Source organism: Escherichia coli, from assembly GCF_036503815.1.
Taxonomy (GTDB): Bacteria; Pseudomonadota; Gammaproteobacteria; order Enterobacterales; family Enterobacteriaceae; genus Escherichia; species Escherichia coli_F.
In genome coordinates this window covers 2,680,857-2,704,717 of the sequence record NZ_AP027764.1, presented here as the reverse complement: position 1 = coordinate 2,704,717, position 23,861 = coordinate 2,680,857, and the positions used below count along the sequence as shown (strand labels likewise).

Here is a 23,861-nt window from a genome sequence, read left to right as displayed (position 1 = left end):
CTTAGTGTAGGCGCAACCTTCAACTGAACGGTTAAACATGCCACAATACCCGTATTGAATGCTTAATTTTTCGCTAAATCAGGATATTAACTACCCATGCTGGGTAAATATAAAGCCGTTCTCGCGCTGTTATTACTGATTATTCTTGTGCCGTTGACGCTGCTGATGACGCTCGGCTTGTGGGTTCCCACGCTGGCGGGCATCTGGCTACCGCTCGGGACACGTATTGCATTAGATGAAAGCCCACGCATTACGCGTAAAGGTTTAATCATTCCCGATCTCCGTTATCTGGTGGGCGATTGTCAGCTTGCGCATATCACCAACGCCAGCCTTTCACATCCCAGCCGCTGGTTATTGAACGTCGGCACGGTAGAACTTGATTCTGCTTGTCTGGCGAAATTGCCGCAGACGGAGCAATCGCCAGCCGCTCCAAAAACCCTCGCGCAGTGGCAGGCCATGTTGCCTAACACCTGGATCAATATCGATAAACTGATTTTTTCTCCCTGGCAGGAATGGCAGGGAAAACTCTCTCTCGCATTAAACTCCGATATCCAGCAACTGCGTTATCAGGGCGAAAAAGTTAAATTTCAAGGCCAGCTGAAAGGGCAACAACTTACAGTCAGCGAACTGGATGTCGCTGCGTTTGAAAATCAGCCGCCGGTTAAACTGGTGGGGGAATTTACTATGCCGCTAGTGCCGGATGGACTTCCTGTAAGGGGTCATGCTACTGCGACGTTAAACTTGCCGCAGGAGCCTTCACTGGTGGATGCCGAGCTGGACTGGCAGGAAAATAGCGGGCAATTGATTGTGCTGGCACGGGATAACGGCGATCCGTTGCTCGATCTGCCGTGGCAAATTACTCGCCAACAATTGACCGTAAGCGATGGTCGCTGGAGCTGGCCGTATGCAGGTTTTCCTTTGAGTGGACGACTGGGTGTCAAAGTCGACAACTGGCAGGCAGGGCTTGAGAACGCTCTGGTCAGCGGACGACTGAGTGTGCTGACCCAGGGGCAAGCGGGTAAGGGCAACGCGGTGCTTAATTTTGGCCCAGGAAAATTAAGTATGGATAACAGCCAGCTGCCTTTGCAGCTGACCGGTGAAGCGAAACAGGCGGACCTCATTTTATATGCCCGTTTACCTGCGCAGCTAAGCGGAAGTCTGACTGACCCAACGCTGGCCTTTGAGCCAGGCGCGTTATTACGTTCGAAGGGAAGAGTCATCGATTCGCTGGACATCGATGAAATCCGCTGGCCTTTAGCGGGTGTAAAAGTCACCCAACGTGGTGTTGACGGACGTTTGCAGGCCATTTTGCAGGCGCATGAAAATGAACTGGGCGATTTCGTACTGCATATGGATGGGCTGGCGAATGATTTTCTCCCTGACGCTGGCCGCTGGCAGTGGCGCTACTGGGGAAAAGGGAGTTTTACACCGATGAATGCCACCTGGGATGTCGCAGGAAAAGGTGAGTGGCATGACAGCACGATTACGCTGACCGATCTCTCAACCGGTTTCGACCAGTTACAATACGGTACGATGACGGTAGAAAAGCCGCGATTAATTCTCGACAAGCCCGTCGTCTGGGTACGTGACGCACAGCATCCCTCCTTTAGCGGCGCGCTGTCACTGGACGCCGGGCAAACGCTGTTCACTGGCGGCAGTGTGTTACCGCCATCAACCTTAAAATTTAGCGTCGATGGACGCGATCCGACGTATTTCCTCTTCAAAGGGGATTTACATGCTGGTGAGATTGGGCCGGTGCAGGTAAATGGACGCTGGGACGGCATTCGCCTGCGCGGTAACGCCTGGTGGCCTAAACAATCACTGACCGTATTCCAGCCGCTGGTGCCACCCGACTGGAAGATGAACTTACGCGATGGCGAACTATATGCCCAGGTCGCATTTTCTGCTGCGCCTGAACAAGGATTCCGCGCGGGAGGGCACGGTGTGTTGAAAGGCGGTAGTGCCTGGATGCCAGATAATCAGGTCAACGGTGTCGATTTTGTTTTGCCATTTCGCTTTTCCGATGGAGCCTGGCATCTGGGGACTCGCGGCCCCGTTACGTTGCGAATTGCCGAAGTGATTAATCTGGTGACAGCGAAAAATATTACGGCTGACTTGCAAGGGCGTTATCCGTGGAGTGAAGACGAACCATTGTTGTTGACCGATGTTAGCGTCGATGTGTTAGGCGGTAACGTGCTGATGAAACAATTACGCATGCCGCAACATGACCCGGCGCTGTTGCGGCTGAATAATCTCTCATCCAGCGAACTGGTTAGCGCCGTCAATCCGAAACAATTCGCCATGTCCGGGGCATTTAGTGGTGCATTGCCGTTATGGCTAAACAACGAAAAATGGATTGTGAAAGATGGCTGGCTGGCAAATAGTGGACCAATGACCTTGCGACTGGATAAAGACACCGCAGATGCGGTAGTGAAAGACAATATGACCGCGGGTTCAGCAATTAACTGGTTGCGCTATATGGAAATTAGCCGTTCATCGACAAAAATTAATTTAAATAATCTCGGTTTATTAACCATGCAGGCCAACATTACAGGTACCAGTCGCGTTGATGGTAAAAGCGGTACGGTAAACCTTAATTACCATCATGAAGAGAATATTTTTACGCTGTGGCGCAGTTTACGCTTTGGCGATAATCTCCAGGCATGGTTGGAGCAGAACGCGCGTCTGCCGGAAAATGGCTGTCCGCAAGGAAAAGGGTGTGAGGAAAAACAATGAAAATTTTACTGGCTGCGTTGACGTCATCTTTTATGCTGGTTGGCTGTACGCCTCGCATTGAAGTCGCTGCACCTAAGGAACCGATCACTATCAATATGAACGTTAAAATTGAGCATGAGATCATCATCAAGGCAGACAAAGATGTCGAAGAGCTGCTTGAAACTCGTAGCGATCTTTTCTGAGGCGATGATGAAGAAAACATTACTTCTTTGTGCGTTTCTTGTTGGGCTGGTAAGCAGCAATGTAATGGCATTGACTCTGGATGAAGCCAGAACTCAGGGGCGGGTAGGTGAAACATTTTATGGTTATTTGGTTGCGTTGAAAACGGATGCTGAAACAGAGAAATTAGTAACCGAGATTAATGCCGCACGTAAAGTGAGTTATCAACAACTGGCAAAGCAAAATAATGTATCGGTAGATGATATCGCGAAGCTTGCCGGACAAAAGCTTGTAGCTCGGGCCAAACCGGGGGAATATGTGCAGGGAATTAACGGGAAATGGTTGCAAAAATAAGCACTATGCAACAGCGATATTTCAATGATTTAATTTAAAGGCTGTATAGATATTTTATGGGTGTCCTATTTTTCCAACGCCATCATGAATATCATCATCAACCTCAATATTAAGGGTTTTTATAGTCAACCCAAATATGGACGGCATCGCTCATTTAAGTGAAGTTACGAGGTTTATGGGATTGCTTGTAACACCACATTGTTTTTAGCATTTTGCAAGCCTCATCTTCTGTCAACGCCAGGTAAACCTGTCAGGGGCAGTCAACAACAAACCGCAGTATATAACCTCCAGATTTTCAGTGGGTTGATTAAATGGAACATGGTTGAAATGTTAATATTTTCACGATGAATGAATTTACGGAGTGATCAGTAATATGAATCAGCTACCCAATTTGACGCTGACATTGCTTTTTGTCTGATTATTGTTAGAGGATGTGTATTAATGCAACAAATAGCCTAAGTAATCGAATAATTTGTTTTTTATGTGTCTATATTGAGGTTTCGAAATACTAATTAAGTTGAATATTCTGGGATTGCTAAATAAAATTTCAAGAGCAGACATTAAATCATGACACAGCCTGTGGCTATTTCTTATCTGTTACTCATATTTTATTATTTGAAATGTCATTCATTGAAAAGGATTTCTCATGCAAAAGAAAACGTTATTATCAGCGTGTATCGCTATAGCGTTAAGTGGCCAAAGCTGGGGGGCGGAAATAACAGAAGGCGAGAGTGCAGACAGTATGCGCAGAAGCTCTCAAATGACATGTCAGTCAGAAGGGCACGCCCGACCGTCAACGAAGTTGAAAACAGTGCCAGAAAAATGTGCTGTTGTTACAAATAATGGTTTCAGCTCGTTACTGGCATTAGGTGCCACGGCGGTACTGACAACACTCGCAGTGATTGAATTGTCTCATGACAATGAGCATTCTGCTCACTCTTCTTTTTCCCAGCCCATACAGCCAGATGATAATGGCCCTCTACCGCCACCCCTTCCCAGTGATGAAGATTCAGATATACCTGTAAAGCCAGATAACGCCGATGATGTTACCCCCCCAGATAAAGGCGGTGATGTTACTCCACCCGACAATAGCGATGATGATGTTGACCCCCCGAGAACAGAACCCGTTGTCTTTGATAACAATGTGACATGGGACAAGGACGCGCAAACCCTGAAGATTCGCGGGGCGACGTTCACTTATACCCAGAATGAAGATGGTAGCTACACGCTTACGGCAAAAGATGGCCGAAAAACCATTGTGACAGAGTGGGAAAACCATGAAGAGACTCATACCGCCATCTTTAGTGGAGTGAGTACCACTGGTGATACGGAATGGCGCTACGATGACGAAGGTAAACTCCACGTCACACAGTTAGCCAGCGTCGTGTCTGATGGAACAACGGGCAGAATAATTACCGTTAATGATGCAATTATCACTGACCAGGGCGGCAACACGGCCCTGAATGGCGGTACGGTGATGATGATTAATGGTGACAACATTGCGCTGACAAACGAGGGTAAAACAGAGGCTGTCGGTGAAGATTCGGTGGTCGGTATCCTGACCGGCGATAATATAACCATTAATAATAACGGTGAGACGGTTGTCGATGGTGGCACGGCGGTTATCGTCAATGGCGATCGTACAATCTTAAATAACACCGGCGACTCCACTGTCATTAATGGTGGAACAGGGGCCCTTATTATCGGTAATGATGTCAGGACCGATAATAAAGGCCATATGACGGTTGATGGGCAAAATTCAACGGGCAGCAAAATCGTTGGTAATAATGCGACGGTTAAACAGGAAGGGGATTTATACGTTAGCAATGCTGCACGGGGTATTGATGTTGAGGGCAATGGCGCAGTCGTCAGCAACAAAGGCAATATAACGGTGGTTGATGAAAAATCGACCGGCGTTTCTCTTAGCGGCGATGCGTCGACGTTTATTAATATGGGGGATATATCTGTTAGTAATGGCAGTTCAGAGGCCAATGCGACAGGGATTCTGATTGAGGGCAATCATTCTACCCTTATCAATGTGGGTGACATTATTTCGAATAATTTCAGTACCGGGATTCGCGTCGCTGGAGATGACGGTCAGATTTCTCTGGCTGGCCGTATGGATGTAGGGAATTATTCAACCGGTCTGGATGTATCTGGAAATAATAACGCCATGACGCTGGCGACGAATGAGCTTAATGTGACCGGCAATATGTCTACCGGAGTAAATATTTCGGGTGATGGTAATAATATCGACATTACCGGAAATATTCTGGTGGATAAAGATCAGACGGCTGATAATGCAGCAGATCACTTTTTCGACCCTTCCGTGGGCATTCGTGTTTCGGGAAACAGTAATGACCTGATGCTTGATGGTCAGTTAACTTTGAAGGTTGATAGCGAACTTGCGCAACACGCCTATGGTAATTTCAGTGGTAGTCAGGAAAACATCAGTGGGTTGGTGGTTTCAGGGGATGACAATAGCGTTACCTTACGGGGTGGTATTCAACTGATTGGTGAAGCATCGTCCATGACGGACGGTTCAGTCCCTGCAGCCAGTCGTACGGGCTATGGTGATATTCCGCTCATTCAGATTGATGGTCATTCGTCGGTTTATCTGGGGGGAGACTCCGTAATCAGCGGTGAATTTCCTGTGGGCTATACCGATATTATTCAGACAAGCAATAATGCCTTTCTTGAAATCACGGATGATGCGACCTTCAGTATGAAGGACATTGATGTTTATGCGCATTATAACAATTCGACATCAGCAATACTTAGCGCCAGTTCAGGATCGCAAGTCATCAATAACGGGTTTGTTGAACTCTGGAATATTGGGTTTGCCGAAATATCGGGTACGGGATCCGTTGCGACGAATAACGGCACTGTTTTACTTGAACAATATGATTACTCATCCGAAATCGATGTATCGCCGGAATCCTCCAGTAGGGCCTTTTTTAGCTACGTAGGCGGAACTGCGGTGAATAACGGTACCATCACGGCTAAAGTGATGGAACAGTATAGCGTTTTGAATATGTTCAATGCTTTGTCATTGAGCGACCCCTCAGTTTTTAATAATAGCGCTATTAGTATGACGGGCATGACTGCTCAGGATGATGGTTCAGCACTGAATGGTGCGAATGGCGTAATTGATATGTATGGCCGGGGTAATGTCGGCATGCTGGCGATTAATAATTCAACTGTAAATAATGCGGGCCAGATTACCCTGGATACGCTCTGGGTAGATGAAAACGACACCACTACCTTACGCAACGATATCGGCAGCGGCAATGCGAGAAAGTATGGTGTCGGCATGGCGGTAGGAACGGACAGTTATGATGGGGCAAGGAAAAATGCCACCGCGTTTAATCAGCAGCCAGGCACGATCACTATCTACAATGCCGGGGCCGGGATGGCGGCATACGGTACCGATAACACCGTGGTTAATCAGGGTACCATCAACCTCGAGAAGAATGAGAACTTTGATGACAGCCTGGGGGCGAATAAACTCGTCGGTATGGCAGTTTATAATGGCGGTACCGCAGTTAATGACCAGACAGGCATCATCAATATCAATGCTGAAAACGGGCAGGCGTTCTATAACGATGGCACCGGGACTATTGTTAACTACGGAACTATCTGTACTTTTGGTATATGCCAGGATCAAAACGCCTATAACCCGACTGATGGGTTTGTTTCATTAAGCTGGAGAAACGGCGATATCATTACGGTCGAGGGGGAAACGCTTAACCTGTCTTCATATGGCGGTACTACTGATATCACGGCAACAGCCGAAACCCTGGTAACCAACGCGGGTACGGTTACCGGGGGGCCTGTCACCGTGGCTGGCTTTGGTCATCTGGTCAATGAAACCACGGGCAGTATAAACGAGGTTGATATTGCAACGGGTGGGGAATACACCAACCAGGGCACGACAAAAACCGTTTCTGTGGATGGCGGCGTGTTTACTAACGAAGGTGTAGTGACCGGGCAGGTAGGTACAACCGTTGCGGGTTCTGTTATCAACAACTCCGGCACTATCAACACTGTTGAACAATGGGCCAGTACATTTTATAACGCCGGGACGGTAACCGCCTGGAAAGGGGCCTCTGCTTCTACCGTGATGAATAACGAAGCGGATGGAACGGTCAATAAAGTGAATTTTTCTGCCGCAGCCACCTTCAATAACGCAGGAACGGTTCACAGTGGTTCGGTTGATAAAAACGCGACATTCAATAACCTGGACGGTGGTGTTGTCGATCTTCTTGATAACGGACTTTGGGCTGGGCATTTCAACAACTGGGGTACAGTGAATGGTGATGCTGATATCGCTACCGGCGGTAATGGGCATACGTTGTATAACGGTACGACAGGTGTGATTAACGGCCAGGTTACGACGTCAAATAATAACGCCGGTAGCCGGGCAATTAACGATGGCACTATCAATATTGATAAAAATAATACCATCGCCATGAATGCGCACGGCAGCGCAAAAATGGTTAACAATGGCACCATCAATGTCGGCAGCGAAGGCACGACACAAACAGGCATGATTGGGATGCAATTAGCATCGGACGCCAAAGCGGATGGTGTGGTTGAAAACAACGGTACGATTAATATCTACGCCAATAACTCCTGGGCTTTCAGCAAGCTCGGGAGCAATGGTCACATTGTTAACAACGGCACTGTTTATATTGACGACAGCGTGAATGGTTCCGGATTGATTAAACAATCTGGCACGGCGATAGAGGGCAGTGGCGAAGGGGGAGACGGTACGGAAGTACACTATGTCGACTTTACCGCGCCGGAAGAACCCACCATTACGCCATACGACGGCAGCCATTCTTCTTCCGTTAGCCGTAACGATGGCATGAACAACCTCAATGGTTACGTGGTGGGAACGAACGCCGACGGTAGCGCCGGTAAGCTGATGGTCAACAACGCCAGTATGAAAGGCGTGGAGATCAACACCGCTTTTGCGGCGGGAACGGCGGACAAAACCGTCAGCTTTGATGATGTGGTGCAAGGCAGCAACCTGACCGATGCGCAAGCGATCACTTCGACATCTGTTGTCTGGCAGGCGACAGGCAGTACCGACGCCAGCGGCAACGTTGATGTGACCATGAGCAAAAACGCCTACACCGATGTGGCGACGGATGCCTCAGTGAATGACGTGGCAAAAGCGCTGGATGCGGGTTACACCAACAACGAGCTGTATACCAGTCTGAACGTCGGCACCACTGCAGAGCTGAACAGCGCGCTAAAACAAGTCAGCGGGAGCCAGGCTACCACGGTATTCCGTGAGGCGCGCGTGTTAAGTAACCGCTTCAGCATGTTGGCGGACGCAGCACCGAAGATGGGCAACGGTCTGGCATTTAACGTGGTGGCGAAAGGCGATCCGCGTGCTGAGCTGGGTAACAATACCGAGTACGACATGCTGGCGCTGCGTAAAACCCTCGACCTGAGCGAAAACCAGACCATGAGCCTGGAGTACGGTATCGCCCGTCTGGACGGCGACGGTGCGCAGAAAGCGGGTGATAATGGTGTTACAGGCGGCTACAGCCAGTTCTTTGGCCTGAAGCATCAGATGTCCTTTGACAACGGTATGAGCTGGAATAACGCGCTGCGTTACGATATCCACCAACTGGACAGCAGCCGTTCGGTGGCTTACGGCGACATCAGTAAGACGGCAGACACGAATGTGAAACAACAGTACCTGGCGTTCCGCAGCGAAGGGGCGAAAACCTTTGAGCCGCGCGAAGGGCTGAAAGTCACGCCGTATGCGGGTGTCAAACTGCGTCATACGCTGGAAGGCGGTTATCAGGAGCGTAACGCCGGAGACTTTAACCTGAGCATGAACAGCGGCAGCGAAACGGCGGTGGACAGCATCGTCGGGCTGAAGCTGGACTACGCAGGGAAAGACGGCTGGAGTGCGAACGCCGCGCTGGAAGGTGGGCCGAACCTGAGCTACACGAAGAGCCAGCGCACGGCAAGCCTGGCAGGCGCAGGCAGCCAGCACTTTAAGGTCGATGATGGGCAGAAGGGCGGCGGTATCAACAGCCTGGCAAGCGTCGGCGTGAAGTACAGCAGCAAAGAGAGCTCGCTGAATCTGGATGCCTATCACTGGAAAGAAGACGGCGTCAGCGATAAAGGCGTGATGCTCAATTTCAAGAAAACGTTCTAATTTTTAGTATGTGATGCATAAACCGCAACGCTGATACAGGTTGCGGTTTTTTATTGCCGGATGCGGCGCTTGACGCGTTTTGTTTTGGTGTTTTTCAGGACAATAGAGGAACTCATCCAGTAATCTTGTTTACGCCTTCGCATTATTTATCTCTTTTCATTTCTATACTGATTTTTCTGAATTCGTTTTATTACAGGGCAGGGTGCGATGAGCAGCAACACATTTACTCTCGGTACAAAATCCGTTAACCGTCTTGGTTATGGCGCGATGCAACTGGCAGGTCCTGGGGTTTTCGGCCCGCCCAGAGATCGCCACGTCGCTATAACCGTTCTGCGCGAGGCGCTAGCATTGGGCGTCAATCACATTGATACCAGTGACTTTTATGGTCCGCACGTCACCAATCAGATTATCCGCGAAGCGCTTTATCCTTACTCTGACGACCTGACCATTGTTACTAAAATTGGGGCGCGGCGTGGAGAGGACGCCTCCTGGTTGCCCGCATTTTCTCCGGCAGAGTTGCAAAAAGCGGTACACGATAATCTACGTAATCTCGGACTGGACGTACTGGATGTGGTTAACCTGCGCGTTATGATGGGGGATGATCATGGCCCAGCGGAAGGATCGATTGAAGCCAGCCTGACCGTGCTGGCAGAGATGCGACAACAAGGCCTGGTAAAACATATTGGCCTGAGCAACGTCACACCGACGCAGGTTGCAGAGGCGCGTAAGATTACCGAAATCGTCTGTGTGCAGAACGAATACAACATTGCTCATCGTGCTGATGACGCAATGATTGATGCTTTGGCTCGTGACGGCATTGCCTACGTGCCGTTCTTTCCGCTCGGGGGCTTTACGCCGCTGCAATCCTCCACGCTTTCCGATGTTGCTGCGAGCCTGGGTGCAACACCAATGCAGGTGGCGCTGGCGTGGCTGTTACAACGTTCACCGAATATTTTGCTGATCCCAGGAACGTCTTCTGTTGCTCATTTACGGGAGAATATGGCCTCAGAAAAATTGCATCTTTCTGCGGACGTGTTGTCTACGTTGGACGGTATTTCGCGAGAATAACGAATATACAAAAGGGAAAGATGCATTTCCCTTTTGTTTCTTTTTTAATGGCATGGAGTGCATATGTTTAAGCCCAGGATTTGCAGCTGGATAGGTTTACTTCCCCTGTTTATGCTGAGTCTTCCAGTACAGGCGGACCTTCGATGTGTTGCAAATGCAGTTGATATTGAACCATTTTTTTCTGCGGCTACCGCTGAAGATAAACAACAAGTTGAACAAGCTATCAACAGTAGCGTGAACCTTGTCCCCTTCGGTTTATCTGCATCGGACTGGAAAGTGCATCGTGGCGATTTAGTGGTAGACGGTAATATAGAGAGTAATCAAAAATTGATTGTTCTTGGCAATTTGACAGTCAAAGGTAATATTTCCACTTTATCTCTTTCTAATCCATGGGTTATTCTCGGTAACGTGACGGCAACGAATATGGTTACAGATTCGCCACTGTTAATTACCGGTTCGATAAATGCAAGTGGACTGGTATTTATCGACTCATATTACGATAATCCGTCTACGATTAAGGGGAGTATTAATGCGCGAGGGATATTTATCAATGACATAATTGCACCTGTTGTTGCGTCTTCGACAAATAGTGAATTCATGGTCCGTGCGAGTGACAAAAATGACACTGAAAATGTCAAAAAAGCGCTGATGATAATAAATCCTGATGCATATTATTGGGGTCTAATAAATGATGAAGATGCTCTGAAAGAAATTTTTAAGCGAAGCAATATTCGCATGGCAGGGAATATCTGTAGTCTGATGAAAAAAGAAGCGCTGTTTCGCCCTAAGCCTTCTCCTGAGTTAGTGCAGGAATTGCAAATGCTGGATGAAGGCAACGTTGCTGCATTTGAAGGACGAGATATTGCGACATTTGATCTTGCCATAATGCGAACTCTCCCAAGGATTAAAGGAATTTCAGCTAACCTACGCAAACAACTTGTTAATAGCAATGATGGACAAACGATTGAAAGTATGGCGAGATATATGCCTGACAATGAGATTCTGGAGTTGACCGATCAGCAATTGGGTTACCAGCCTGTTGTTCTGGGGTTGCTCGACCGTGAACCGCTCTCTGTCGAAATAATGACGCGAATGAGTCATCTACCTGATGGTGTCGGTCCGTTGAATCTTGCGCTACGTGAAAATCTCCCTCTGGATATCGTCATGACTCTGGCGAAAAGAGATTGGGATATGATCATTCAGGAGCTTTATAAAGATGCGTGGTTATTGCCCGAATCCATTATTGATGGCTATATCCGCAGTGATGATCCCTCTATTCGTCAGGTCGGTGCTGGAGGACAACTCACCTACAATCAGGCAATGCAGTTGGCGAACGATTCATCAAACGATGTTGTCACAAGCTTAGCGTCAAAGCTGGCAGAGATGAAACACCATGGTCAATTGTTGCGGATGACGCCACAAGAGAGTGACAAAGTTGCAGTATATTTATACCAAAAATTCGAGAATGACGATGATCTAATACGTGTGTTATTTTTAGCATTGCCAGATAACTTACAGTTTAATTTTGTTAAAAGGATGGAGAAAAAATCCCCTGCCTACTTTTGCTGTCGGGATATGCAGGTAATTCACTCTGACGCTGCTCTACAACGGTTATTGACACGTTTCAACGATCCTGAGGGGTGGAGTAATCTGGCGAAAAATCAGTATCTGAGCACGTCGATGAAACAAAAAATTTGGCAACGTGCTTTATCGCATCGGAAAAATAATCCTAAAGCAGATTCAGATGCATATGAAACCAGCGCTGATATGATTTTGTCTGAGCTTATCAGCTACGGTGAAGTTGATGACCAGATGCTATTAAATGCCACCTCTCTGATACGTTCGGACGACTGGGACTTTTTAGAGAGTGCATTAATTAGTTGGGATAATTTACCCGCTGTTGTTCTCAAGGAATTACAGCAAAACACGCCACGCAATGATATTTGGGCGAAGTTTTTTCTGAGGCAGGAAAACAGTTCCCGTGCGCAGGTTAACGAAGCGTTACGTGTTTATTATGCACTCGACCCCGATGCGTTAGCACAACTGGATGTACTGGCAAAACAACCGGATCGTATATGGTGGAGTACACTGGCGAAAAGCAATCTCACATTTTTCAAGTTCGGCGCACTTAGCAACCGCCACACCCCCCCTGCGGCACTGGCGGCAGAAATTGATCCCGAGTGGTGGATTGTGGCGATGAATAATCCCCGCTTTCCAGTTGATGTATTGAAGGCGAGGCTGAAACGTAATCCTTTGCTGGCGTTAGAGCTTGTTAACCCTGAACTGGATTTAGTTCGCCAGCTGGCGCTTAACGGTAAGACGCGCGCAATACGGGAACAAGCGATGAGTAAACTTGATGAGTTGTATTGAATAACAGCGTAATAATTTTTAACCACTTGATTTATTGGGGATAATCATTCCTGACAGTGAGTCCCCAATACCTTGATATATTCTGAATTTTTAATGAAGCGGCGTGTTGCGATATCTCCGTCAGGGGAATTGATGCACCATAGCGCAAACCGAATTATCAAGGATTGATAATGACGCTCTACCAGATAAAACCGCTCTTTCAGTCGCTGTTAAGGCCGACGATGTTTTGGCTTTATAAGCACCACGTTACAGCGAATCACATCACTCTTGCTGCACTGGCGCTTTCTCTTCTTACCGGTTTACTGTTGATGTTGGTGTCACAACCCATCCTCTTTATGCTATTGCCCATCGTGCTTTTTATCCGTATGGCGCTCAATGCGCTGGATGGCATGTTGGCGCGTGAGTGCAATCAGCAAACACGTCTTGGGGCGATTTTGAATAAAACTGGCGATGTTATTTCCGATATTGCGCTCTATTTACCGTTTTTATTTTTACCGGAAAGTAACGCATCACTCGTAATACTCATGTTATTTTGCACCCTATTGACTGAGTTTTGCGGTTTACTCGCGCAGACGATTAACGGTATTCGCAGTTATGCCGGTCCATTTGGCAAAAGCGATCGTGCGTTAATATTTGGTTTGTGGGGGCTGGCCGTTGCCATTTATCCACAGTGGATGCAATGGAATAATCTTTTATGGAGCATTGCTTCAATTCTGCTTCTCTGGACTGCGATTAATCGTTGTCGAAGCGTGCTCCTTATGAGCGCTGAAAAGTAATGCTGGAAAAATCTCTGGCAATACTTTTCGTGTTGTTAATTTTAGCAACGCTGATAAACCGTTTTCTGGTATGGCGGTTACCGGAGAGAAAAGGAGATGAAGTTACATTACGTATTCGTACCTGGTGGAGCATCGTTATTTGTTTTTCACTAGTGATTTCAGGTCCACGCTTGATGACATTGACGTTTTTTGCGCTGATAAGTTTTATGGCATTGAAAGAATATTGTACGCTTGTATTCGTACATTTTCCGCGTTGGTTATATTGGGTTATTCCTCTTAACTATTTGCTTATCGGTTTTAATTGCTTTGAGCTGTTTCTGTTATTTATACCTTTGGCTGGGTTTCTGATATTAGCCACCTGGCGAGTTTTTGTGGGTGACCCCTCCGGTTTTCTGCATACCGTGAGCGCCATTTTTTGTGGCTGGATAATGACCGTTTTCGCCTTGAGTCATGCCGCCTGGTTATTAATGTTGCCAACCACAAATATCCAGGGCGGGGCGTTACTGGTGTTATTTCTTTTGGCATTAACCGAGTCAAACGATATTGCACAGTATTTATGGGGAAAATCCTGCGGCAGAAGAAAAGTGGTCCCTAAAATCAGCCCGGGAAAAACATTGGAAGGTCTGATGGGCGGCGTAATCACCACCATGATTGCGTCACTGATTATTGGACCGTTGCTGACACCGCTAGATACATTACAGGCATTATTAGCGGGTTTGTTAATTGGTATTAGTGGTTTTTGCGGCGATGTAGTGATGTCAGCCATCAAACGAGATATTGGTGTTAAAGATAGTGGAAAACTATTACCAGGACATGGCGGACTCCTTGACAGGATTGACTCATTAATTTTCACCGCTCCGGTATTTTTTTATTTTATTCGCTACTGCTGTTACTGAAGGAAAATAGAGAAAATGGAAAATTCACGCATCCCTGGGGAACATTTTTTTACCACCAGTGATAATACAGCGTTGTTTTATCGGCACTGGCCCGCTTTACAGCCAGGGGTGAAAAAGGTCATCGTCTTATTTCATCGCGGTCATGAACATTCTGGTCGTCTACAACATATCGTTGATGAACTGGCGATGCCAGATACTGCTTTTTATGCATGGGATGCCCGAGGGCATGGACAAACTTCGGGGCCGCGTGGTTATAGCCCATCTCTTATGCGCTCTGTGCAGGATGTCGATGAATTTGTCCGTTTTGCTGCCAGCGACAGCCAGGTTGGACTGGAAGAGGTGGTTGTGATCGCGCAAAGTGTCGGCGCAGTGCTGGTTGCCACATGGGTTCATGATTATGCGCCTGCAATTCGCGGGCTGGTGCTGGCTTCTCCTGCCTTTAAGGTTAAATTGTATGTGCCGCTGGCACGTCCTGCGCTGGCGTTATGGCATCGTCTGCGTGGTCTGTTTTTTATTAATTCCTATGTGAAAGGATGCTATTTGACCCACGATTGGGAACGGGTAGCGAGTTTCAATAATGATCCGCTGATCACACGGGCGATTGCCGTCAATATCTTGCTCGATCTCTATAAAACGTCTGAACGTATTGTTAGCGATGCGGCGGCGATTACGCTCCCCACGCAACTATTGATATCGGGCGATGACTATGTGGTACATCGCCAACCGCAGATTGATTTTTATCAGAGATTACGTAGCCCTCTGAAAGAGCTGCATCTGCTGCCGGGCTTTTATCACGACACGTTGGGTGAAGAGAACAGGGCGCAGGCATTTGAAAAAATGCAAAGTTTTATCAGCCGTTTATATGCTAACAAGTCGCAAAAATTTGATTATCAGCATGAAGACCGCACAGGACCATCTGCGGATCGATGGCGGCTCCTTTCTGGTGGACCCGTGCAATTATCGCCAGTTGATTTGGCGTATCGCTTTATGCGAAAGGCGATGAAACTGTTCGGGGCGCAATCTGCGGGCCTGCATCTCGGAATGAGCACCGGCTTTGATTCAGGCAGTTCGCTGGATTATGTTTATCAAAATCAACCGCAAGGCAGTAACGCATTCGGGCGTTTTATCGACAAAATCTACCTGAACAGTGTTGGCTGGCGCGGTATTCGCCAGCGCAAAGCCCATTTACAAATGCTGATTAAACAAGCCGTTGCCGATCTCCACGCCAAAGGTTTAGCCGTCCGCGTGGTTGACATTGCCGCAGGGCATGGGCGCTATGTACTGGATGCGCTGGCAAACGAGCCTGCCGTAAGCGATATTTTGTTACGTGATTACAGTGAGTTAAATGTTGCACAGGGGCAAGAGATGATTGCCCAAAAGGGAATGTCTGGGCGGGCGCGTTTTGAACAGGGCGATGCGTTTAATACGGCAGAACTCAGCGCGTTAACTCCGCGGCCTACGTTGGCGATTGTCTCTGGCCTGTATGAGCTTTTTCCCGAAAACGAGCAGGTAAAAAACTCCCTCGCTGGTCTTGCCAATGCCATCGAACCGGGTGGCATTCTTATCTACACCGGGCAGCCGTGGCACCCACAACTGGAGCTGATTGCCGGGGTGTTAACCAGTCATAAAGATGGTAAACCGTGGGTAATGCGCGTGCGTTCGCAAGGGGAGATGGATTCGCTCGTGCGTAATGCAGGATTTGATAAATGCACACAACGGATTGATGAGTGGGGTATTTTTACGGTTTCGATGGCGGTGCGTCGTGATAACTGAACGCCGGAGCGTATTGCTACAAGGAGCTGGCTGGTTATTGGTGCTGGCCCCGTTTTTCTTCTTCACATATGGATTTCTTAATCAGTTCACCGCGTTTCAGGATCTTAACAATCATGATATCCCCAGTCAGGTATTCGGTTGGGAAACGGCGATCCCTTTTCTTCCCTGGACTATTGTTCCTTACTGGAGTCTGGATCTTTTATATGGATTTTCGCTGTTCGTTTGTCGCTCGACATTCGAACAGCGCCGACTGGTCCACCGGCTTATTCTGGCAACGGTAATGGCCTGTTGCGGTTTTTTGCTCTATCCGCTGAAGTTTAGTTTTATCCGCCCTGAAGTGAGTGGGGTGACGGGATGGCTATTTTTGCAACTTGAACTGTTTGATCTGCCTTATAACCAGTCCCCTTCGCTGCATATTATTCTCTGCTGGCTAATTTGGCGTCACTATCGTCAGCATCTGGCTGTGAGGTGGCGTAAAGTCTGTGGCGGATGGTTTTTACTCATCGCTATTTCTACGCTGACGACCTGGCAGCATCATTTTATTGATGTCATCACAGGGCTGGCGGTAGGTATGTTGATTGACTGGATGGTGCCCGTCGACCGTCGCTGGAATTATCAGATACCTGATCAACGTCGAATCAAAATAGCACTGCCATATGTCGTAGGCGCGTGTTCGTGCATAGTATTGATGACGCTAATGATGATGAATCAGTTACGGTGGTCAGTCTGGTTATGTTGGCCAGTATTATCGCTACTCATTATTGGCCGTGGGTACGGTGGGCTTGGCGCGATAACAACAGGGAAAGATAGTCAGGGGAAACTCCCGCCTGCCGTTTACTGGCTGACGTTGCCCTGGCGCATCGGTATGTGGATATCGATGCACTGGTTTTGTCGTCGGCTGGAGCCGGTGAGCGAAATTACTGCGGGTGTTTATTTAGGGACGTTTCCACGACATATTCCGGCACAGAATGCAGTTCTGGACGTCACCTTTGAATTCCCTCGCGGACGCGCGACAAAAGATCGACTCTATTTTTGTGTACCGATGTTGGATCTGGTGGTTCCGGAAGAGGGGGAGCTCCGACAGGCCGTGGCGATGCTGGAAACATTACGCAAAGAGCAAGGCAGCATTCTGGTCCATTGCGCGTTGGGATTATCGCGCAGTGCGCTGGTGGTGGCCGCATGGCTGTTATGTTACGGACACTGTAAAACCGTTGATGAAGCGATTAACTATATTCGCGTCAGACGCCCGCAGATTGTGCTGACAGACGAGCACAAAGCGATGCTGAGATTGTGGGAAAACAGGTAAGTGGATTGAGATGTGGACTGAATATCTACAGTCCACATCAAAATAGTGTCCGGTTATGCAGCAACAATACTGTCGATGGCTGCTTTCGCGTCAGACTGCGCTTTCGCTGCCATTTCCGGGCCGTACGCGATCCCTTCGGCGAAGACAAATTTCACATCGGTAATGCCGATAAAGCCCAGGAATGTGGACAGATACGGCGTTACCAGATCCGTTGGGCCATCTTTATGGATCCCACCGCGGCTGGTAATCACGATGGCTTTTTTACCCGTTACCAGACCTTCCGGACCGTTCTCGGTATAGCGGAAAGTAACGCCTGCACGTGCCACCAGGTCAAAATAGTTTTTCAACTGAGTTGAGATGTTGAAGTTATACATCGGTGCCGCAATAACGATAACGTCGTGGGCTTTCAGCTCGGCAATCAGCTCATCGGAAAGCGCCAGAGCTTCCTGCTGACGCGGAGTCAGCGGCGCATCGCTCGGACGCAGTGCACCAACCAGTTCGCCATCCAGTACCGGAATCGGATTTGCAGCCAGGTCACGCACGGTGATTTCATCAGCGGAGTGCTTTTCGCGCCATTGTTCAACAAAATAATCGGACAACTGATTAGACTGAGAGTACCCTGCCAGGATGCTGGATTTAAGAACTAATACCTTGCTCATGGTGTTTCCTTATAGATGTTTGAATGGGCGATGCCCCGTTGCTTGTTGACACTTTATTCACAATCCTGCCACAGAGATAGCGCAATAAATCGAAGCCTATGTTCGAATTTATTGAACAACGCATAGAAAGCCGCGATGTGGTACTCTATATCTATCATTTAAAAGAAAATTAATCAGGCAGCCTACTGCCCACTAACGTTATGACAGAACAACAAAAATTGACCTTTACGGCCTTGCAGCAACGGTTGGATTCGCTGATGCTGCGTGACAGACTGCGTTTTTCCCGCCGTCTGCACGGCGTGAAGAAGGTTAAAAATCCTGATGCACAACAGGCCATTTTCCAGGAGATGGCGAAAGAGATTGACCAGGCGGCAGGGAAAGTCCTGCTGCGTGAAGCAGTACGACCGGAAATCACTTATCCAGACAATTTGCCGGTTAGTCAGAAAAAGCAGGACATTCTCGAAGCAATCCGTGATCACCAGGTGGTGATCGTCGCCGGGGAAACGGGTTCCGGTAAAACGACTCAGCTACCGAAAATCTGTATGGAGCTGGGCCGCGGGATTAAAGGGCTGATCGGCCATACCCAGCCGCGTCGTCTGGCGGCACGAACGGTGGCGAACCGTATTGCGGAAGAGCTGAAAACGGAGCCGGGCGGTTGCATCGGGTATAAAGTGCGTTTCAGCGATCACGTAAGTGATAACACGATGGTCAAGCTGATGACCGACGGTATCCTGCTGGCGGAGATCCAGCAAGACCGCCTGCTGATGCAGTACGACACCATCATTATTGACGAAGCGCACGAACGCAGCCTGAATATCGATTTTCTGCTCGGCTATTTGAAAGAGTTGCTGCCGCGGCGTCCTGACCTAAAAATCATTATCACTTCCGCGACTATCGACCCGGAACGCTTTTCGCGCCACTTTAATAATGCGCCGATTATCGAAGTCTCCGGTCGGACCTATCCGGTGGAGGTGCGCTATCGCCCGATTGTTGAAGAAGCTGATGACACCGAGCGCGACCAGTTGCAGGCGATTTTCGATGCCGTAGATGAACTGAGCCAGGAAAGCCCTGGCGACATTCTGATTTTTATGAGCGGCGAGCGAGAAATTCGCGATACCGCCGATGCGCTGAACAAGCTGAACTTACGCCATACGGAAATTCTTCCGCTTTATGCACGGCTTTCGAACAGCGAGCAGAACCGCGTCTTCCAGTCGCACAGCGGACGGCGCATTGTGCTGGCGACTAACGTCGCTGAAACGTCGCTGACCGTGCCGGGGATTAAATACGTTATCGACCCAGGTACGGCGCGTATCAGCCGCTACAGCTATCGCACCAAAGTGCAGCGTTTGCCGATTGAGCCCATTTCGCAGGCTTCAGCTAATCAGCGTAAAGGCCGCTGTGGTCGTGTGTCAGAAGGGATCTGCATTCGTCTTTATTCCGAAGACGATTTCCTCTCGCGCCCGGAGTTTACCGATCCGGAGATTCTGCGTACCAACCTGGCCTCGGTTATTTTGCAGATGACCGCGCTGGGGCTGGGCGATATCGCCGCGTTCCCGTTTGTCGAAGCGCCGGATAAACGCAATATCCAGGATGGCGTGCGTCTGCTCGAAGAGCTGGGCGCGATCACCACTGATGAACAGGCCAGCGCCTATAAACTGACGCCGCTCGGTCGCCAGCTCTCGCAACTGCCTGTCGACCCACGTCTGGCGCGAATGGTGCTGGAAGCGCAGAAACATGGCTGCGTGCGTGAGGCGATGATTATCACGTCCGCGCTCTCTATTCAGGACCCGCGTGAGCGGCCAATGGACAAGCAGCAGGCATCGGACGAAAAACATCGTCGCTTCCACGATAAAGAATCCGACTTCCTGGCGTTTGTAAATCTGTGGAATTATCTCGGCGAGCAGCAAAAGGCGCTCTCTTCAAACGCCTTCCGTCGCCTGTGCCGTACCGATTACCTTAACTATCTGCGCGTGCGCGAATGGCAGGATATCTACACCCAGTTGCGCCAGGTGGTGAAAGAACTTGGCATTCCGGTTAACAGCGAACCGGCGGAGTATCGCGAAATTCACATCGCCTTACTGACAGGTTTGCTTTCGCATATCGGCATGAAAGATGCCGATAAACAGGAATATACCGGCGCACGTAACGCGCGTTTCTCCATCTTCCCCGGTTCTGGTTTATTCAAGAAGCCGCCGAAATGGGCAATGGTGGCGGAACTGGTAGAAACCAGCCGCCTGTGGGGGCGCATTGCGGCACGTATCGATCCGGAATGGGTAGAGCCAGTTGCCCAGCATTTGATTAAACGCTCCTACAGCGAACCGCACTGGGAACGGGCGCAGGGCGCGGTGATGGCAACGGAAAAAGTCACCGTTTACGGGTTGCCGATTGTTGCTGCGCGTAAGGTCAACTACAGCCAGATTGATCCTGCGTTGTGCCGTGAACTTTTTATTCGCCACGCGCTGGTGGAAGGTGACTGGCAGACGCGTCACGCATTCTTCCGTGAAAACCTGAAACTACGGGCAGAAGTGGAAGAACTGGAACACAAATCACGTCGCCGCGATATTCTGGTGGATGACGAAACGTTGTTTGAGTTCTACGACCAGCGCATCAGCCATGATGTGATCTCTGCACGTCACTTTGATAGTTGGTGGAAAAAAGTCAGCCGCGAAACACCTGATTTGCTCAACTTTGAAAAGAGCATGTTGATCAAAGAAGGGGCGGAAAAAATCAGCAAGCTGGATTACCCGAACTTTTGGCATCAGGGTAATCTCAAGCTGCGTTTAAGCTATCAGTTTGAGCCGGGGGCGGATGCTGACGGTGTGACCGTGCATATTCCGCTGCCGTTACTTAACCAGGTTGAGGAAAGCGGGTTTGAGTGGCAGATCCCCGGCCTGCGCCGTGAACTGGTGATTGCTCTAATCAAATCGTTGCCGAAACCGGTACGGCGTAATTTTGTGCCCGCGCCAAACTACGCCGAAGCGTTTTTAGGTCGCGTCACGCCGCTGGAACTGCCGTTGCTCGACAGCCTTGAGCGCGAGCTACGGCGGATGACCGGCGTTACCGTTGACCGCGAAGACTGGCACTGGGATCAGGTGCCCGATCACCTGAAAATCACCTTCCGTGTGGTGGATGACAAAAATAAGAAGCTAAAAGAAGGGCGCTCATTACAGGATCTGAAAGACGCCCTGAAAGGCAAAGTGCAGGAAACGCTTTCCGCCGTTGCCGATGATGGTATTGAGCAAAGCGGGTTACATATCTGGAGCTTCGGTAATTTACCGGATCACTACGAGCAGAAACGTGGCAACTACAAAGTGAAGGCCTGGCCTGCGCTGGTGGATGAGCGTGACAGCGTAGCGATTAAGCTTTTTGATAACCCGCAGGAACAACAGCAGGCTATGTGGCGTGGTTTGCGTCGCTTGCTGCTGCTGAACATTCCGTCGCCAATTAAATATCTGCATGAGAAACTGCCGAATAAAGCAAAGCTGGGTCTCTACTTTAACCCGTACGGTAAAGTGCTGGATCTTATTGACGACTGCATCTCCTGCGGTGTTGATAAATTGATTGATGAGGCGGGCGGCCCGGTCTGGACGGAAGAAGGCTTTGCTGCGCTTCATGAAAAAGTCCGCGCTGAACTGAACGACACGGTGGTGGATATTGCGAAGCAGGTCGAGCAAATCCTTACGGCAGTGTTCAATATCAACAAACGCCTGAAAGGACGGGTGGATATGACCATGGCGCTGGGGCTTTCTGACATTAAAGCGCAGATGGGTGGGCTGGTGTATCGCGGTTTTGTCACTGGTAATGGCTTCAAACGGCTGGGCGACACGCTGCGTTATTTGCAGGCGATTGAAAAGCGTCTGGAAAAACTGGCGGTTGACCCGCACCGTGACCGTGCTCAGATGCTGAAAGTTGAAAACGTCCAGCAGGCGTGGCAGCAATGGATCAACAAACTGCCGCCTGCACGTCGTGAGGATGAAGACGTGAAAGAGATCCGCTGGATGATAGAAGAGCTGCGCGTCAGCTACTTCGCTCAACAACTTGGTACGCCTTATCCGATTTCGGATAAGCGTATTTTGCAGGCGATGGAGCAGATTAGCGGTTAATCCTGCTATTTACCTGATAAATCTAAAACCCGGTCAGCATTTAGCGCCGGGTTTTTTCTTTATGAATTCTGAAAAATAGCAAGGGCGGTACTCCTTACGTCGCGTGGGGAGTAGGCTTGTGGCGTACGCAGTCATTTTTGAATTATCGATAACACATTCTTTACTGCGGCACTCAATGTTATTGATCAAATTTATTTTTCACCGGGGCAAAAATGGACTTAAATTCTGAAGAATACAAAAAATTTAGTCATACATTTAAAGATACAGAAGAAGAAATTATCGTTCTTCTTAGTGATACTGGCGGTGGCGTGGGTAAGAGTAACGGTGATAATTACTGGACAGCGGTTGAACACTTACTCGCCTGGAAGAGTCTGACTACGGGAGAAATTCACGTTGGAGATGGACGACTCAACTGGTTGATAACAGAAGAAAATGAGAAAACTCAAGGCTGTGCGTGGCCGTTTAATATGCAGTCTGGTGGTATATATCGCCTGAGAGTACGAGATTTGATTGACAGGACCGTGCCGGAAGGAAAGTTAGCCGAGTTTTATAATCGGTTTTATGTTCTTGAGGTTCTTGAAAGTCATGTTCAGTGTGAGGAACTGCTCAATATTCAGAAAGAATATCGCAAACCAGTTGTTGTTGAAGATCAGCAATTGGGGACTTTCGTGCTTAATAAAGACTACTCCTGTTTTAGCGGGGAAGTGAAATGGAATGATCAGAATATTTCTGTATCTATGGAAGTAGATAAGAATGATAGATATACCTGGCAACAGGCTTTTGAAAATCTGCGATTTTTATGTAGTCATATGCAACAAAAAGATCAGGAGTTCCGCCAATATGCTGCAGAACAATTAACTGAATTGGCCAATGACTGGCTTCAAGATGAAGAAGATGAAGAAATTACAGAAGATATGTTTGTTAGCAGAATAAATCTTGTTGAGTTGGCTATGGATTATAATGGAGATTATTCATTATATTATAACGATGATGATATGTTCTGGGGTCACATTATTGATATTGTGGGTAGTATTGAAACAGGGCCGACGAGTGCGAGTATAGCGGGTTAATTTATTGCCAGGCATTTTATCAATGGGTATGTATACTCTGGCTACTACGAGTTACTGGACTAAATGCGAGTGATGTTTTGTCCTGTAACTCGTAATATTAAAATTAACGAGGTAAAGTGCTTATAACACATCTGGTTGATGAGGATGATACACTGGATACCAAATGTTCCCTTGATTGAGAAATATAAGAATGAATATTATATAAATATCACACCAGATTATCTGTCATTTAAAAATGATAGAACATTATGTTATTGATGTTTTATCAACAGTTTCTCCGCAAATACAGTATGACTAAAACCAGTGTCTGGTTCGCGATGGCGCGATAGAAAAAGCATCATCTTCCTTTCAGAGTGCTCCGCTTCTCATTATTATCTCACGCAGTATTCTTAAGGGAACGATAAGGA

Annotated in this window: 13 protein-coding genes and 1 pseudogene; 13 read left to right on the top strand and 1 reads right to left on the bottom strand. The window is 48.4% G+C overall.

The features are described from left to right. Positions 1–96 precede the first annotated feature (96 nt). The 10 genes from ydbH to ynbD all read left to right on the top strand — a co-directional run bounded on the left by ydbH (position 97) and on the right by ynbD (position 17,622). A complete protein-coding gene (gene ydbH / locus AABJ99_RS12960) occupies positions 97–2,736 on the top strand; it encodes a YdbH family protein (protein ID WP_039020841.1) in 2,640 nt (879 codons plus the stop codon). Further along, positions 2,733–2,918, top strand: a complete 186-nt coding sequence (gene ynbE / locus AABJ99_RS12955) for a YnbE family lipoprotein (protein ID WP_000698145.1) — start codon at positions 2,733–2,735, stop codon at positions 2,916–2,918. The genes ydbH and ynbE overlap by 4 nt, the downstream gene beginning before the upstream one ends. A 4-nt stretch (positions 2,919–2,922) precedes the next feature. Next, on the top strand, positions 2,923–3,249 hold the full coding sequence (gene ydbL, locus AABJ99_RS12950; protein WP_074497514.1) for a YdbL family protein: 327 nt from the start codon (positions 2,923–2,925) through the stop codon (positions 3,247–3,249). Between the two features lie 646 nt (positions 3,250–3,895). Then, positions 3,896–9,433 carry an autotransporter domain-containing protein gene (locus tag AABJ99_RS12945; RefSeq protein ID WP_338387355.1) on the top strand — a complete coding sequence of 1,846 codons (5,538 nt, stop codon included), beginning with the start codon at positions 3,896–3,898 and terminating at the stop codon, positions 9,431–9,433. Positions 9,434–9,640: 207 nt separating this feature from the next. Then, positions 9,641–10,501: a pyridoxine 4-dehydrogenase gene (gene pdxI, locus AABJ99_RS12940; RefSeq protein ID WP_039020843.1), complete on the top strand. Its 861-nt coding sequence runs from the start codon at positions 9,641–9,643 to the stop codon at positions 10,499–10,501. A gap of 63 nt (positions 10,502–10,564) precedes the next feature. Continuing rightward, positions 10,565–12,871, top strand: a complete 2,307-nt coding sequence (gene ydbD, locus AABJ99_RS12935) for a DUF2773 domain-containing bactofilin (RefSeq protein WP_338387354.1) — start codon at positions 10,565–10,567, stop codon at positions 12,869–12,871. A 170-nt stretch (positions 12,872–13,041) separates the two neighbouring features. After that, entirely contained in the window at positions 13,042–13,647 is a 606-nt protein-coding gene (gene ynbA / locus AABJ99_RS12930) for a CDP-alcohol phosphatidyltransferase family protein (RefSeq protein ID WP_338387353.1), read from the top strand. Further along, entirely contained in the window at positions 13,647–14,543 is an 897-nt protein-coding gene (gene ynbB, locus AABJ99_RS12925; RefSeq protein ID WP_039020846.1) for a phosphatidate cytidylyltransferase, read from the top strand. The genes ynbA and ynbB overlap by 1 nt, the downstream gene beginning before the upstream one ends. 15 nt (positions 14,544–14,558) lie before the next feature. Beyond that, positions 14,559–16,316: a bifunctional alpha/beta hydrolase/class I SAM-dependent methyltransferase gene (gene ynbC / locus AABJ99_RS12920; RefSeq protein WP_039020847.1), complete on the top strand. Its 1,758-nt coding sequence runs from the start codon at positions 14,559–14,561 to the stop codon at positions 16,314–16,316. Next, positions 16,306–17,622: a phosphatase PAP2/dual specificity phosphatase family protein gene (ynbD, locus tag AABJ99_RS12915; protein WP_052247473.1), complete on the top strand. Its 1,317-nt coding sequence runs from the start codon at positions 16,306–16,308 to the stop codon at positions 17,620–17,622. Before ynbC ends, ynbD begins: the two co-directional genes overlap by 11 nt. A 53-nt stretch (positions 17,623–17,675) precedes the next feature. On the opposite strand, the gene azoR is transcribed toward ynbD, so the two are convergent. Continuing rightward, on the bottom strand, positions 17,676–18,281 hold the full coding sequence (gene azoR, locus AABJ99_RS12910; protein WP_000048948.1) for an FMN-dependent NADH-azoreductase: 606 nt from the start codon (positions 18,279–18,281) through the stop codon (positions 17,676–17,678). Positions 18,282–18,481: 200 nt separating this feature from the next. On the opposite strand from azoR, the gene hrpA reads away from it, so the two are divergent. The 3 genes and pseudogenes from hrpA to AABJ99_RS25030 form a co-directional block, all read left to right on the top strand. Then, positions 18,482–22,384, top strand: a complete 3,903-nt coding sequence (hrpA, locus tag AABJ99_RS12905; protein WP_039020849.1) for an ATP-dependent RNA helicase HrpA — start codon at positions 18,482–18,484, stop codon at positions 22,382–22,384. A 212-nt stretch (positions 22,385–22,596) separates the two neighbouring features. Then, positions 22,597–23,454 (top strand): DUF2262 domain-containing protein, encoded by an 858-nt coding sequence (locus tag AABJ99_RS12900; RefSeq protein ID WP_039020850.1) that lies wholly within the window; start codon positions 22,597–22,599, stop codon positions 23,452–23,454. 232 nt (positions 23,455–23,686) lie between these two features. Continuing rightward, positions 23,687–23,752, top strand: a pseudogene (locus tag AABJ99_RS25030) (hypothetical protein); the annotation flags it as partial. Positions 23,753–23,861: the final 109 nt, after the last annotated feature.